Source organism: Paenibacillus tritici, assembly GCF_013204885.1.
In the GTDB taxonomy this organism is placed as follows: Bacteria; Bacillota; Bacilli; order Paenibacillales; family Paenibacillaceae; genus Paenibacillus_AQ; species Paenibacillus_AQ tritici.
Window position 1 is genome coordinate 1 of record NZ_JABMKX010000009.1, and the last position, 14276, is coordinate 14276.

13 protein-coding genes and 1 riboswitch are annotated in these 14276 nt (G+C 55.8%); of the genes, 8 read left to right on the forward strand and 5 right to left on the reverse strand.

Features of this window, described 5'->3' with window-relative positions:
- From HQN87_RS32080 to HQN87_RS16880, 3 genes are all read right to left on the reverse strand, one after another.
- On the reverse strand, positions 1–211 hold a 211-nt coding region (locus HQN87_RS32080), incomplete at its 3' end, for a hypothetical protein (RefSeq protein WP_216857337.1).
- Between the two features lie 44 nt (positions 212–255).
- Positions 256–1647, reverse strand: a complete 1392-nt coding sequence (locus HQN87_RS16875; RefSeq protein ID WP_173135847.1) for an aldehyde dehydrogenase — start codon at positions 1645–1647, stop codon at positions 256–258.
- 62 nt (positions 1648–1709) lie between these two features.
- The gene (locus HQN87_RS16880) at positions 1710–2414 is read right to left on the reverse strand and encodes a Crp/Fnr family transcriptional regulator (protein WP_173135849.1); all 705 of its coding nucleotides are present in this window, start codon (positions 2412–2414) and stop codon (positions 1710–1712) included.
- A 145-nt stretch (positions 2415–2559) separates the two neighbouring features.
- Here HQN87_RS16880 and hcp point away from each other — a divergent pair, with 145 nt between their 5' ends.
- Positions 2560–4212, forward strand: coding sequence for a hydroxylamine reductase (gene hcp, locus HQN87_RS16885; RefSeq protein ID WP_216857338.1), 1653 nt, complete (start codon positions 2560–2562; stop codon positions 4210–4212).
- A gap of 102 nt (positions 4213–4314) precedes the next feature.
- Here hcp and HQN87_RS16890 read toward each other — a convergent pair whose 3' ends face one another.
- Entirely contained in the window at positions 4315–5289 is a 975-nt protein-coding gene (locus HQN87_RS16890) for an aldo/keto reductase (protein WP_173135851.1), read from the reverse strand.
- 13 nt (positions 5290–5302) lie between these two features.
- Positions 5303–6928 (reverse strand): flagellar assembly protein A, encoded by a 1626-nt coding sequence (locus HQN87_RS16895; protein WP_173135853.1) that lies wholly within the window; start codon positions 6926–6928, stop codon positions 5303–5305.
- 106 nt (positions 6929–7034) lie between these two features.
- A riboswitch (cyclic di-GMP riboswitch) is annotated at positions 7035–7127 on the reverse strand.
- 594 nt (positions 7128–7721) lie between these two features.
- Between HQN87_RS16895 and biuH the strand changes: the two genes are divergently transcribed.
- The 7 genes from biuH to HQN87_RS16930 are packed head-to-tail and all read left to right on the forward strand — an operon-like array spanning position 7722 to position 14275.
- Positions 7722–8405 carry a biuret amidohydrolase gene (gene biuH / locus HQN87_RS16900; protein ID WP_173135855.1) on the forward strand — a complete coding sequence of 228 codons (684 nt, stop codon included), beginning with the start codon at positions 7722–7724 and terminating at the stop codon, positions 8403–8405.
- A 34-nt stretch (positions 8406–8439) separates the two neighbouring features.
- Entirely contained in the window at positions 8440–9453 is a 1014-nt protein-coding gene (locus HQN87_RS16905) for an ABC transporter substrate-binding protein (protein ID WP_173135857.1), read from the forward strand.
- A gap of 12 nt (positions 9454–9465) precedes the next feature.
- Positions 9466–10272, forward strand: a complete 807-nt coding sequence (locus HQN87_RS16910; protein ID WP_173135859.1) for an ABC transporter ATP-binding protein — start codon at positions 9466–9468, stop codon at positions 10270–10272.
- A complete protein-coding gene (locus HQN87_RS16915) occupies positions 10269–11030 on the forward strand; it encodes an ABC transporter permease (RefSeq protein ID WP_246553148.1) in 762 nt (253 codons plus the stop codon). The genes HQN87_RS16910 and HQN87_RS16915 overlap by 4 nt, the downstream gene beginning before the upstream one ends.
- Complete coding sequence (gene atzD / locus HQN87_RS16920; protein WP_216857339.1) at positions 11027–12145, forward strand: cyanuric acid amidohydrolase; 1119 nt, start codon at positions 11027–11029, stop codon at positions 12143–12145. Before HQN87_RS16915 ends, atzD begins: the two co-directional genes overlap by 4 nt.
- A gap of 47 nt (positions 12146–12192) precedes the next feature.
- Entirely contained in the window at positions 12193–12621 is a 429-nt protein-coding gene (locus HQN87_RS16925; RefSeq protein WP_173135861.1) for a cupin domain-containing protein, read from the forward strand.
- Positions 12622–12637: 16 nt separating this feature from the next.
- Positions 12638–14275 (forward strand): PucR family transcriptional regulator, encoded by a 1638-nt coding sequence (locus tag HQN87_RS16930; protein ID WP_173135863.1) that lies wholly within the window; start codon positions 12638–12640, stop codon positions 14273–14275.
- Position 14276: the final 1 nt, after the last annotated feature.

Sequence of the window (14276 nt, forward strand, 5' to 3'; positions counted from 1 at the left end):
TGGAGAGCACAGCGATTGGAATAACGGTCCGTTCGCGCAGCGTCCACCCAAGTGCCCACGTTGATCTTACTCCAAAACAAAGGGCCGTCCCAAGCAGCCATTTCATGGCTTTTGGGACAGCCCCAGCCAATTCTAATTGGTTAAATACACGCTGCATCAGTGAAAGTGTTGTAATTGTTGCAACTTGAAGCCCGAGATGCCATGTGTTCATGAGGCAAATTCACGTGACAATGGCGCTATTCGTCTCACTCCGCGCTACTTCAGCAGCTTCCGCGCCAGCTTGACCTTGCTGCCGTAAGGCGGGTAGACAATCCCGAAATCGAGTCGGGTGCTTCGCTTAACAATGCTTTTGTGATGGGAGAACAGGTCGAAGCTATACTTGCCGTGATACCCGCCGATCCCGGAGTTCCCCACACCGCCGAACGGCAGCCGGGTGCTGGCTACATGAGAGATGGTATCGTTAATGCAGCCGCCGCCGAAGGACACCTGGCTCATCACCTGCTGCTCGACCTGCTTATCTCCGGTGAACAGATATAGGGCGAGCGGCTTGGGACGGGCATTGATACTCTGAATGGCCTCCTCAAGCCGGTTGTACTCCATAATCGGCAGTACCGGGCCGAAGATTTCATCCTCCATCGAAGCGTCGCTCCAGGCCGCCGGATAGATCAGGGACGGCTCGATATACAGCTCCTCCGGGATTACAGTCCCGCCGAGAATCAGCTTCTCGCGGTCCCGCTCCAGCATAGCCCCGATCCGCCGCAGCTGGCGTTTATTCACGATCCGTCCGTAGTCTGTGTTATGCCGGATGTCGGTGCCATAGAAATCGGTGACGCAGCGCTTCATCCGCTCGATCAGCTCCGCTGCCACCCCGCTGTGGACCAGCAGATAATCAGGCGCAATACAGGTCTGCCCCACATTGATCAGCTTCCCCCAGACAATCCGTTTCGCGGCGGACTCCAGGTCGGCGCTCCGGTCTACGATTACGGGACTTTTGCCGCCCAGTTCAAGGGTGACGGGCACTAGGTTCTTCGCAGCCGCCTCCATGACAATTCTGCCCACAGGCACACTTCCGGTGAAAAAAATATAATCGAATACCGCATGAATCAGCAGATTCGTCGTCTCTTTCTCCCCCTGCACCACCCGGATATAAGCGGGATCAAAGGTCTCCCGGATCATGTCCTCAATAACAGCGGAGGTAGCCGGTGTACTCTCGGAGGGCTTCAGGACCGCGCAGTTGCCGGCCGCAATGGCCCCGATCAGCGGTTCAATCAAGAGCTGGAAGGGATAGTTGAAAGGGCCGATAATGAGTGCCGTCCCATAAGGCTCAGCGATGATTCTGCTCCTGGCCGGGAACAGATGCAGCGGGGAACCTACCCTGACCGGCTTCATCCAGCGTCTTAGATGCTTCATCATATAGCCGATACTGTCCAGCGTGAATCCAATCTCTGTGGCGTAAGCCTCGAACTCACTCTTATGCAGATCCTGGTTCAGCGCGGCTATAATCCGCGCTTCGCTGCGTTTGATGGCGTCCTTCAGCTTCTGAAGCTGCTCCAGCCGGAAGCCTGCAGTTCTCGTGATTCCGCTGGCGAACCATTGTCTATGCTCAGCCAGAAGCTGGTCAATCTGTTGTGCGGTGAACGGCAGCATGATGATAGCCTCCTTATCTAAATCTATAGGAAATCGTAATGGGATGTGCTACGGCAATGGACCTAGAGGTTGCCTGCCGAGGAAGGCAGGCTCTGGATGTAATCTTCCATCCGGCTCCGGTTCAGCAGAGTGATCTCATTGCCCTTGAACGTGATCCAGCCCTGATCACGCAGGAATCCAAGCTCCCGGGACAACGAAGGACGGGCGGTATTCATATGCTCGGCCCATTCTTTGCGGCTGAAGGGAAGCTTCAGCGTATCTGAGTTCTGCTGCTCTCCCTGTTCCAGCAGGAAGTCTACGATGCGGCGGCGCAGCGGTCCGGCTGACAGATTCTCGATCTTCCGGTTCACAAGGACCAGCCGCTCGGACAGGTTCTCGATGAAGCGGGTGAGGATATCGGTATCCGCAGTGAATAATCTCAGCAGCTCCTGCTTACCGATGAACATCATCTTGCAGGGACCCGTGGCCGTTACCGTGGCGGGCACGGCATTATTCCTGCGGAATAACACCGCTTCTCCGATAGTCTGCCCTTCCTTGAGATGGGCGATGGTTACGCTGCTGCCGGTGGGATGCGTCTTCTGCACCTCAACACGGCCGGAGAGCAGAATCCCCAGCCGGTCCGCCGGATCGCCTTCCGCGAGAATGATAGCGTTCTTGCGGTAAGTACTGACGGAGTAAGCGAGCGTATGCAGCAGCCGTTCGATTTCATCTGCGGACTTTCCGCGAAAGAGCAGGCAGGATTGCAGCGTTGCAGGCTCAGGTCTCATACTTTTCCTCCAAATGAATAGTAAACGGTAACATTCGTTACCGATTGATAGACGAAAGTCTACTACAATTATTGGTAACTGTAAAGGCGAGGCACAGAGCAGTCCCGTTCAGCTATCCCATTAATGATAAGGAGTGAGTGAAGTAATGAGTGATATGTTTTGTTTTCAGTGTCAAGAGGCAGCCAAGGGTACGGGTTGTACGATTCAGGGCGTATGCGGCAAGACCAGTGAGGTAGCCAAGCTGCAGGATCTTCTGGTGTATACCCTCAAGGGTATTGCCATCTTCGCACGCAGTGGCCGTGAGCTGGGGATTACCGATCCGGTGACAGAGAAATTTATTATAGAGAGCTTGTTCGCTACAATTACCAATGCCAACTTTGTTCCGGAACACTTCACCGCCAAGGTCCGGGAAGGACTTGTCCTGCGGGATACCTGGCGCAGCAGAGTGGCTGATGCCGGAGTAGTCGCGTATTTGTCAGAGCATGACGCAGCGAACTGGAGTGCAGTTACAGATGAAGAACTGATGGATAAGGCGGCAACTGTGGGTGTGCTTGCCACGGAGCATGAGGATATCCGTTCCTTGCGCGAGCTGCTGACGTATGGCCTGAAGGGAATGGCAGCCTATATGGAACATGCCGCTGTACTCGGGTTCTACGAAGCGGGCGCACATGCTTTTATGGAGAAAGGCCTTACGGCTGCGCTCGATGACCATCTGAGCGGCGGCGAGCTGACGGCACTGGTTCTGGAATGCGGCAAGTTCGGTGTGGATGTGATGGCGCTGCTTGACCGTGCGAACACGGCGGCTTACGGCAACCCGGAGATTACCAAGGTCAATATCGGTGTGGGCAAGAATCCCGGCATTCTGATCAGCGGACATGATCTCAAGGATATGGAGGCGTTGCTGAAGCAGACTGAGGGTACCGGAGTGGATGTGTATACGCACAGTGAGATGCTGCCGGCCCACTATTATCCGGCGTTCAAGAAGTACAGCCACTTCGTGGGCAACTACGGTAATGCCTGGTGGAAGCAGAATGAAGAGTTCGATAGCTTCAATGGTCCGATTCTGATGACCACGAACTGCATCGTGCCGCCGAAAGAGAGCTACAAGAACCGGCTCTACACCACAGGCAACACGGGTTATCCTGGAGTTCAGCATATTGCGGCTGGCCCTGATGGCGCGAAGGATTTCTCGGTGCTGGTTGAGCAGGCCAAGAGCTGCAGCGCTCCGGTAGAGATCGAGACAGGCGAGATTATTGGCGGCTTCGCACATGCGGCCGTGATGAATGTTGCGGATCAGGTGGTCGGAGCTGTGAAGAGCGGCGCAATCAAGCAATTCTTCGTGATGGCCGGCTGTGACGGACGGATGAAGAGCCGGAATTACTACACAGACTTCGCGGCAGAGCTGCCGGGAGATACTGTAATTCTTACCGCAGGCTGTGCCAAATACAAATATAATAAGCTGGCGCTTGGCGATATCGGCGGCATTCCCCGCGTACTCGATGCCGGCCAGTGTAATGATTCCTACTCGCTGGTGGTCATAGCGCTGAAGCTGAAGGAAGTCTTCGGTCTTACGGATATCAACGATCTTCCGATCTCCTATAACATTGCCTGGTATGAGCAAAAAGCGGTGATTGTACTGCTGGCGCTGCTGCATCTGGGCGTGAAGAACATTCACCTGGGCCCTACACTTCCGGCCTTCCTGTCGCCTAATGTAGCTAAGGTCCTGGTAGATACCTTCGGTATCGGCGGCATTACTACCGTACAGGAAGATATGGAACGGTTCATCGCTGCGGTATAATACAAATTCATCATTAGCCAAAATACAAACAAAGCGAGTCTCCGTATACGGGGGCTCGCTTTGTTTGTATATGGATATGAACGTCACCATCACCGTCAGCGCTTACGGCAGCCGGTAGACCGCAAACGGTTCGCCGCTGCGGAAGGCGGCGCTGGCCTGATCGAGCTGATCCAGAATTTCCGCATCCGGCAGGATGGAGAGGCTGCGCAGATTATGCTGCACCTGCTCTACTCCGGTGGCGCCGACGATCACCGTTGAGACGGCGGGCCGGTTCATCAGCCAGGCCAGAGACAGCGCCGCAGGTGAAGTGCCGAGCTCGTCCGCCAGTGCGCTAACCTGCCCGCCGAGCGAGATGCGCTCCGGGGTAAGGAAGCGGCGGAAGTTCGGATCGGTCTCCGCTCTGGAACCGGCAGGGGCATTGCCGCTACCGGCATATTTGCCGGTGAGGATACCGCCGGCCAAGGGGAAGTAAGGGATGATTCCAAGGCCCTGATCGAGACACAGCGGAAGCAGCTCCGCTTCGGGGGTGCGGTCAGCAAGTGAATAGCTGCACTGGATGGAGATATATTTGGCCCAGTGGCGGGCTTCGCTGATCCCCAGCGCCTTCATCAGCTCCCAGGCCGCATAATTGGAAGCGCCGATATAGCGGACCTTGCCTGCTGAGATCATATCATCCAGCGTACGCAGGGTTTCTTCCAGCGGTGTGTAGGGATCGAAGGTGTGGATCTGATACAGATCCACATAGTCTGTCTTCAGGCGGCGCAGGCTGCCCTCCAGCTCCTGCATCAGATGATGGCGCGAAGAGCCGCTGCCGCCGGGCCCTTCATGCTTCGGCAATCCGGCCTTCGTCGCCAGCACTGCCTCATGGCGGCTGCCTTCAAGCGCGAGGCCGATGATCCGCTCCGATTCGGAGCCGGCATAGATATTGGCTGTATCAATGAAGTTGATTCCCTGATCCATAGCGGCGTGAATAATGCGGACCGAGGTCTCCTGATCCGCCCGTTTGCCGAACGAATTGGTTCCAAGGCCCAGAGCAGATACCTGCAGGCCGCTATTCCCCAGACGGTTATATCGCATGATAATCCCTCCTTCAGCTATTGCCCTGGCAAGATTCCCGCAGGAGCAGCTCCCCGCCGGACTCCAGGAGGCTGCCCTGCGAGCGGGCTAGGTTAATAATAACATGCTCCTCCTGCAGCAGTTCAATATCCTCGCCCAGCTTGCGCAGCAGCCTGGAGAAGCTGCCCAGGACACTGTCCGTAATCATCTCGGTGAATGATCCTGGATGGACGAACACCTCCAGCAGATGGAGGAGCTGGTCCGTACCGGGCCCGAACTCGCCGTTCATACTGCTAAGCGCAGCTTGCAGATCGCTGATCAGACCTGCGATATGGCTGTACTTATCTTCTATTAGCAGCATGACCACCAGACCGTATTTCACCGATTGCTGGCGGGATTCTACATTCTTGGCTAACTGCCGCGCTGCCTCGCGCAGTCCGTCCGTCTCGGTCAGCAGCAGGCTGGAGAGGCAGTGCAAGCGGTGCTGCTGTACCCCGGGGTGACCGGCGTACAGGCAGCACCCTGTGGCTTGCCCGCTGATATAGATACTTCCGGTTGCTACAATCGTAGATTGGCATACGCTGCCGTAGACATACACATTACCCAGTGCCTCAATCCGCAGCGGGCCTTCGATATCCTCTGTTACAATGAGGTCACCGGCGAACAATAGTTCACCGGCAGCGCCCGCCATCTCCCTGGTCAGCACACGGACTGCCGGGAAGTCACATCTTCTGACACTGCCGGTGCCTCCGCAGATGCGGGGTCTTCCGGTGTGCATAGCCACAATATCGCCGCATGGAAGAAGCCGGGCGTGATCTCCGGCGGCGACGTAAATATCCTGCGGCGGCGGTGGAGGCAGCACTCTTCCATCAGTGTCGAAGCCGGGGATTCCTTCTTCGGGCGGCAATTTGCGGGCGAACACCTCCCCCTCCAAGGCAAAAGGAGCCCCCGGAAACCGGAGGTACTCCAGGGTATCCCGAGGCTCCTTGGCAGAGCATCCCTGGAGCATCCCGTTGCCCTGCAGCGTATGCTCCGGCAGCAATAATTCCAGCCGGGATGCCTTGCCGGGCTGCGGGGCCCGTCCTTCAGCAATGCAGACAGGAAGATAGGTGGGGTTCTCCAGTTCCGCGTACAGGGCCGGAATATTCAAGTTGCGCAGAATGAAGCGGTTATCCAGTGAGGCGATAATCTGTTCTATGGTAAGCGTGGACAGCAGCACCGCCGGGTTGGGCTGGGCACGGACTACCGCCTCGAAGGCAGCAGGGCAGTTGACCAGATTCCAGGCGTACTTCTCAGCACGGTATAAAGTGAAGTAGACCTTCAGCTTGTCGGGTGAAACTGTAATCTGATACTGGGGCTTCTCGCAAATCTCCCAGGTAATATAATCTGCCTTGGTCACTTCGGTCGGTTCTGTAACGGTCTTCCAGTTAATCTTCAGTATAACAGGGTGAATAGCAGAGATCCGGGCGGGAGCGCCGCCGGGCAGCGGGGGAGTGATGAATATCTGGTTGTTCTGCACGAGGATGATTCCATTCTTATCTCCATTTGCCCCGTCAGAAGCTCGGCCCTCTACAGAGAATGAATCCAGGAGACCGTTACGTTCAAGCATTAAGGACTCCACAAATTCATATCGGTTTGGTTCGATAAACTGTTGCGGCATGGTCGTTACCTCACTTTTTTTCGTATAATCAATGGCATTCGTACAGAAAAAGAACATCATAAAGCCTGGGAGGGCTTCCCGGTGAGAGCTGGCTTAAGTGGTCTCTATTGGCAGCCTGGCGACCCTAAACGCGACTCTTGGCGTTCTTAGGCCCATGGCTTTGCGTCCTGCCCTTTCGGGAAGTTTGCCTTTAGAAATAGATCAATGATATACACTCTGTATGAGGCGATTTGTTTCTTCTATATATTATAGTTGAAGTCCCTTCTGCTTGGTCGACTGTAATCGACAAAAAGAGTCATCACTAGTTCCTGTGTTGCATTAACTTCTGCAAACAAGCTTAATTCTAGTACTTAAAGAGCTATTTTTCAACTATATTATGCCTATTTATCAAAAATCTTAAAATGTGCAGCCCTATTTCGACAAGTGGAAATAGATTATATTTCAAGAAAACTGGTTTCCCAGCGTTTACAGCTTATGGGAGAAATTCGTGAATAATTAAATCTTGAATAGCGTGATTTGCGTAGGGCGTCTGAGGCTGTTGTCTTGGGCGGCCTTTTTTGGCGTGGGGCTAAATGGTATTCAAGGGTGGAGGCAGGTCTAATCAGAAGCCATCGTGTGATGTGCATGTTATATATGTGAAAAAACACAAACAAAACGTATAATAATTCGTAATAAAAACGAAGACACGATAAAAATGTTGTAATATAATCTAACACATAGCAAGACGGATGATCATTATGTCAACAAACATAACATTAATCAAAGCAGAAAACTCGGGAGGGGAGCATGAACCATGCAGATTTCAGCATCACCATACATTTGGCCCTATGACGGCGCTATGGACCCGGCGAAGACGGCACTGATGATTATCGACATGCAGACGGATTTTTGCGGCACAGGCGGGTACGTGGAAAGAATGGGCTATGACCTCTCTTTAACTGCAAGAGCAATTCAGCCCATCTCGCGGCTGCTGGCCCGCATCCGGGAGATTCCAGGGTTCACTGTGATCCATACCCGGGAGGGGCATAAGCCGGATTTGTCCGATCTGCCGGCCAATAAACGTTGGCGCAGCAAGCAAATCGGTGCCGAGATCGGTTCAGAAGGACCGGCGGGACGGATCCTTGTCCGGGGTGAGCGCGGCTGGCAGATCATTGATGAACTGGCACCTGTACCGGGAGAGTACATTGTCGATAAGCCGGGCAAAGGCAGTTTTTATGCTACAGACCTGGATCTGATATTGAAGAATAAAGGGATTACCCACCTGATTCTGACCGGAATCACGACGGATGTCTGTGTACACACAACGATGCGGGAAGCCAATGACCGCGGGTACGAGTGTCTGATCCTGGAGGATTGCACGGGGGCTACGGATGAGGCCAATCACCTGGCGGCGCTGAGTATGGTCCAAATGCAGGGCGGTGTCTTCGGAAGTGTGAGTGATTCACAAGCGGTGCTGAAGGCGCTGGAGCAATATTAATAGTCCAAATAACATCATAAACGGGGGAATCACCATGTGGAACAAGTCCAGATCTAAAGCGCTCATCCTGCTTACTTCACTGATGCTGCTCATCACAGCCTGCGGCAATCATTCAGAGACCGGCAAGGCTGAGGGACAGGGAGCAGGCAGCTCCGGTGAGCTGAAGAAGGTTGTACTCAGGCTGAAGTGGATTCACCAGGCACAGTTCGCCGGATTCTATACCGCAGTTGAAAAAGGCTTCTATAAGGAAGCGGGGCTGGATGTGGAGATTCGGCCGGGGGGCGCGGATTTCCCTGCGGTGCAGATGGTGGCTTCGGGCAGTGAGGAATTCGGGGTAACCGGTGCCGACCAGATTGTCATCGCCAGAGAGAAGGGCGTCCCGGTCCAAGCGTTGTCCGCGATATACCGCAAAACCCCGTTCGTCATGTTCGCGCTTAAAGAATCGGGCATTAAGACGATGGAGGATCTGGTCGGCCAGAAGGTAGGCATCAAGCTGGGCGGCAACGAAGAGCTGACCTTCCGTGCCATGGAGAAAAGCGCGGGCATCGACACTTCGCAAATTGAAGAGATGCCGATCAAATATGACCTCAGTCCGCTGTTGACCGGTCAAGTCAAAGCCTGGCCCGGATATGTAATTAATGAAGTGCTGGCTGTGCAGGAGCAGGGCAAGGAGGTCAATATTATTGACCCGAACGACTATGGCATCAATTTCTATGCTGACACCCTCTTCACCACCGAGTCTGTGATCAAAAAAGACCCGGACATGGTCCGCAGCTTCGTGCAGGCCTCCATGAAGGGCTGGGATTATGCGCTGGATCACCCTGAGGAAGCGGCGGAATTCGGCCTGAAATACGGAGAAAAGCTTGATCTGAAGCATGAGGTCAGCATGATGAAGGCCAGTATCCCGCTGCTTCTGCCGGAGAAGCTTCCGCTGGGCTCGATGGAAGAGACAGCCTGGGAGACATTGCAGCAGAATCTGATTGACCTGGGCTTTGTGAAAAAGGGCCAGGATCTGGGCTCATTGTTCACCAACGAGTACTTGAAATAAGGAGGAACCCGTATGACGACAGCGATGAAAGAACAGATGGATTCGGCTTCTGTGCAGAATCCCGGTACCAGGGAAACGATGCTCTCCTTACGCAATTGCTCCCTGTCCTTCGGCAATGTGCCTGTACTTGATAAGGTCAGTCTTGATGTCTACCGCAATGAATTCATTTCCATTCTCGGACCGAGCGGCTGCGGGAAATCAACGACACTGCGGCTGATGCTGCGGCTGTTAAGCCCGGAAGCAGGCGGGGAGGTTGCGTATTCCTCCCCGGATCTGTCCCTCGGCATGGTCTTCCAAAAGCCTGTCCTGATGCCGTGGCTCAGTGCACTCCAGAATGTCATGCTGCCCCTTGAGCTGGGCGAGAAGAAATTCAGCAAAGGGGAGGCGCGGGACAAAGCGGAAAGCGCCCTGCGTCTCGTCGGCTTGCAGGATTACCTGAATCACTTCCCGCATCAGCTCAGCGGAGGTATGCAGCAGCGGGCGGCGATTGCCCGGGCCTTGGCTGCCGATCCGACCGTGCTGCTGATGGATGAGCCGTTCGGTGCGCTGGATGAGCTGACCCGCGAGAAGCTGAACTTCGAGCTGCTGCGGCTGTGGGAGAGCCCGGAGACCAGTCTTAGCAGCATTGTCATGGTGACCCATTCGATTCATGAATCCGCGCTGCTGTCAGACCGGGTGGTCATGATGTCCCCCCGGCCCGCCGGTGTGACCGATATTATTCCGGTGGCGCTGCCATCGCCGCGTGAAGCGGGTATGGAAGAGCTGCCGGAATTCCACCGGACGGTCAAGGAATTGAGAAAGCGGGTGAAGCACTTATGACGGCTATGACGGCGAGAATCAAAGACAGCCTGTACCCGGTCACGTTCGCGCTCGGCTTCCTGCTGCTGTGGGAGCTGGCGGTACGGCTCCTCTCGGTTCCAATGTATCTGCTGCCTGCTCCCACCCAGGTCGTATCGGCCATCGACGGCTCGTTATGGTCGCATACGCTGGTTACGCTGGGCGAATCCCTGACCGGATTCATCCTTGCGAACATACTTGGTCTTGCGACTGCGGTTATTTTTGTCCATTCCAAGCCGATCGAGAAGGGGATGTTCCCGCTCGCTATCGCCCTTAAGACTACCCCGCTGGTGGCGCTGGCGCCGCTGCTGGTAGTGTGGATGGGGACCGGATATACCTCGAAGGTGATTGCCTCGATGCTGATCTGCTTTTTCCCGATTCTGGTGAACAGTGTCAAAGGTCTTAAGGCCATTGAATACGAAGCCTGGGAGCTGTTCTCCACCTATAAAGGGACGAAGAGCGAAATCTTCTGGAAGCTGCGCCTGCCCACCAGCCTGCCTTATATCTTCTCCGCACTGAAAATCTCCACCTCGCTGGCCATTGTCGGAGCGATTGTCGGCGAATTTGTCGGAGCCAATAAGGGACTGGGTTATGTAGTGCTTGTCTCCTCTTATCATATGGACACTCCGGTGATGTTCTCGGCCATTATTGCTTCGGCGCTGTGCGGTCTGCTGCTGTTCTGGTGTATCGGACTGCTGGAGAAGAAGGTTATTTTCTGGACAAGGAGTGAGGATCTATGATGAAGTGCTCAGTGATCAAAATTCCCGCAGGTGCACCGCATGACATGTCCGGCCTGAAGGCATCGGCCGAAGAGGGGCTGTTCCGCCCGGAAGAAGTCGTAGCTGTGCTGGGGAAGACCGAGGGTAACGGCTGCGTCAATGATTTCACGAGGGGGTATGCCGTTATGGCCCTGAAGGACTTCTTTGCCGGAGCGGTAAAGGGAGGGGCTGCGGACATCTCTTATGTGATGTCAGGCGGAACGGAAGGCGTACTCAGTCCGCACTTCACGGTCATCAGCCGCAGCGGACAGGCGGGACTGGCATCGGAGCGGGAACGGGATCAGGATCAGTCGCAGGATCAGGAGCAGGGCCTAATTACCGGTGGTCCGAAATCACTTGCCATCGGCGTCGCCAGAACCCGGGACTTCCTGCCGGAGGAGCTGGGACGGCTCAGTCAAGTAGACGCCGTGGCGGAGGCGGTGGCCCGGGCGGTCCGGGATGCCGGAATTACTTCGCTTCAGGATGTGCATTTTGTGCAAATCAAGTGTCCGCTGCTTACCGCAGAGCAGATCTATGACGCGCACAGCCGTCAGGTATCGCTCGTGACAGAGGATACCTACAAATCCATGGGGTATTCCAGAGGGGCCTCTGCACTGGGGGCTGCCGCCGCGCTGGGTGAAGTGGAGCGTTCGGCCTTAAGGGAAGAAGAGATCGGCGTGAACTGGGATAAATTCAGCCGGGTGGCGTCCACCTCGGCGGGCAGTGAGCTCGCTTGTTGTGAAGTGATTGTGTTCGGCAACTCGCAGTCTGCGGAAGGCCAGTATCACATCGACCATGCGGTCATGCAGGATGCTATCGACGGCGCGGCACTGCAAGGGCTGCTGGACCGGTATCCCGGTGAAGAGCTGGTGCAGGTGCTTGCCAAGGCTGAAGCAGACCCGGACGGAGTGATCCGCGGACGGCGCCATATCATGCTGGATGACTCCGACATTAATCATACCCGCCATGCGCGGGCCGTGGTCGGCGGTGTGCTTGCTTATGTCGGCGGCGATCCGATGATCTACGTATCCGGCGGGGGCGAGCATCAGGGACCGAAGGGCGGAGGGCCGGTAGCGGCTGTCTTCCGCCGCAGATAGCAGGCTTTTTACAAATATATAACTTATACATCATGGAGGAATGAACTATGCATACACAGGAAACGGAAGTGCTGAGTGCTGCGGACATGACCTGGGAGTTAATGCCGAATCACATCGAGCTGTATCACCGGGAGATTGTCTCGGCAGAGCAGGCGGACCGCCTGGGTATCCGGATGAGCTCGATTCTGTGGGAGAAGCTGGGTATCGGCGGCCAGGTGTTGCCGCACTATCATGATGTAGTGGAGATCATCCATATTACCGTGGGCGAGGTCAAGCTGCTCTGCGGGGAGGAATGGTACAGCTACCGGGCCGGGGATACCTTCCACGTGCCTGCGGGCGTAGTCCATTCGGTAAGGAATACAGGCGATTCGCCGTCCGAGCAGATCAGTATTTTTGTACCGGCGGAGACGGATGTGCCGGCGAACTGCTTTTTTGGCACCACTCTGATCGAGGATATCTATTCTTCCAAGCTATAGCAAAGGCGGCGGAGCCATGGGCAGCAATGTAATCACCGGTTTGACCTGCAGCGATATCCTGCTGATTCCCGATCTGAAAGAGGCGGTCCTGCTGGCCGGGGCGGGCGGTCTCGGGCGTTATATTAACCGGGTCAACGTGATGGAGGTTCCCGATGTGATTGACTGGGTGCGGCCGGGGGAATTTCTGATTACCAGCGGTTTCCCTTTTCATGACCAGCCCGAGCTGCTCGCCGAGATAATTCCCCAGTTGAACCAGAAGGGCGTATCGGCGCTGGGGATCAAGACGAAACGTTATATTGCCGAGGTTCCGGCACGGGCACTGGAGCTGGCGGATCAGCTGGACTTCCCGATCTTCGAGCTGCCGGCCGCTACCTCGTTCTCCGATGTAGTGCGCGACATTATGGAACGGGTGCTGGTGCAGGAGGCCAGGGAGCTGTCCCAACTGCAGAGCCGCTTCCAAAAGCTGTCCAAGCAGCTTCTCCATGGCGATGGCATTGAGGATTTCCTGTTGACGCTGGACGGTATGCTGCATAATCCGGTCTTCCTGCTGGATGATACCGATCAGGTCTTCTGTTCTCCGCAGGCAGAGGCGCTGGAGCTGGCAGAGCAGCTCCCGGCATGGATGCAGCTGCGCCAGGAAGGCAGCCTCGGCATTACCTTCCTGACGGTCGGGGAGCGGCGCATACGCGCCTACGTCTCGGCAGTCAATGACAAGGGTGCGGATCAATGCCTGCTGGTGCTGCTGGAGTGGAACCGCGAGCTGTCGGTAGTGGACCAGTTAACCATTGACCGGGTCGGCGTGCTGGTCGGGCTGGAGATGATTAATGCCGGTGCCCGCCGGGAGGTTGAACTGAAATATGTCGACCAGTTCCTGCAGGACTGGATCAGCGGCCGGATCGCCGCAGCCGAGGATCTGAAGCTGCGGGGCGAAGCGTGCGGCTGCCCGCTTCCTGAGCGCCCCCTGCGCGCCGTTACCGTCGGCTGGCTGGAGGCTCAGCCGGAGCTTAAGCAGCTGCAGCAGGTGGTGAAGCGGGTGCGCGCCCGGGCGGACCTCCAGCATGTGAAGCTGACCATCCTGGAAGGGGAGCTGGTCCTGACGGTGCCCGATCAGCCGGAGCTTCCGCTCGAAGAGACGCTGGGACGCCTGCTGGCTGAGATGAACCGGGTATTCGTAAGCGAGACCTGTGCCTTCTGTATCGGCGACCCTGCGGAAGGTCCCGACCAGGTGCGGTTCAGCTATGAGTCCTCGCGCAAAATCGCCCGCATCCGCCAGATCAGCGGCTACAGCGGAGCTTATGTGGACTACCGGAAGCTGGGTGTCTTCCGGCTGCTGTACCATCTGCCGGAGCTGGCGGAGATCAGCGAGTACAGAGACCAGTATGTAGCTCCGCTGCTGGAGTATGACAGCAAGCATAATGCTTCTCTGCTGCTGACCCTCCAGCTCTATTTCAAATGCAATCGCAATATCAAACGGACGTCAGCCGAATTGTTCACTCATTATAATACGGTTACTTACCGGATAGACCGGGCCTGTGAGCTGCTGGGGCTAAGCCAGGATGACGGTGACGATATGCTGGAGCTGCAGCTTGCGCTTAAGCTGCATGAGATGGGCAAAGGCCGCAGGTTGCGTGCCGATGCGCAGAGAAGGAGATGAA

Excerpts from the sequence above, each read along its gene's own strand:
- HQN87_RS16880 (WP_173135849.1), bottom strand. The coding sequence starts at position 2,414 with ATGAGACCTGAGCCTGCAACGCTGCAATCCTGCCTGCTCTTTCGCGGA.
- HQN87_RS16890 (WP_173135851.1), bottom strand. The coding sequence starts at position 5,289 with ATGCGATATAACCGTCTGGGGAATAGCGGCCTGCAGGTATCTGCTCTG.
- biuH (WP_173135855.1), top strand. The coding sequence starts at position 7,722 with ATGCAGATTTCAGCATCACCATACATTTGGCCCTATGACGGCGCTATG.
- HQN87_RS16930 (WP_173135863.1), top strand. The coding sequence starts at position 12,638 with ATGGGCAGCAATGTAATCACCGGTTTGACCTGCAGCGATATCCTGCTG.
- HQN87_RS16915 (WP_246553148.1), top strand. The coding sequence starts at position 10,269 with ATGACGGCTATGACGGCGAGAATCAAAGACAGCCTGTACCCGGTCACG.
- HQN87_RS16875 (WP_173135847.1), bottom strand. The coding sequence starts at position 1,647 with ATGCTGCCGTTCACCGCACAACAGATTGACCAGCTTCTGGCTGAGCAT.
- atzD (WP_216857339.1), top strand. The coding sequence starts at position 11,027 with ATGATGAAGTGCTCAGTGATCAAAATTCCCGCAGGTGCACCGCATGAC.
- HQN87_RS16895 (WP_173135853.1), bottom strand. The coding sequence starts at position 6,928 with ATGCCGCAACAGTTTATCGAACCAAACCGATATGAATTTGTGGAGTCC.
- HQN87_RS16925 (WP_173135861.1), top strand. The coding sequence starts at position 12,193 with ATGCATACACAGGAAACGGAAGTGCTGAGTGCTGCGGACATGACCTGG.
- hcp (WP_216857338.1), top strand. The coding sequence starts at position 2,560 with ATGAGTGATATGTTTTGTTTTCAGTGTCAAGAGGCAGCCAAGGGTACG.
- HQN87_RS16910 (WP_173135859.1), top strand. The coding sequence starts at position 9,466 with ATGACGACAGCGATGAAAGAACAGATGGATTCGGCTTCTGTGCAGAAT.
- HQN87_RS16905 (WP_173135857.1), top strand. The coding sequence starts at position 8,440 with ATGTGGAACAAGTCCAGATCTAAAGCGCTCATCCTGCTTACTTCACTG.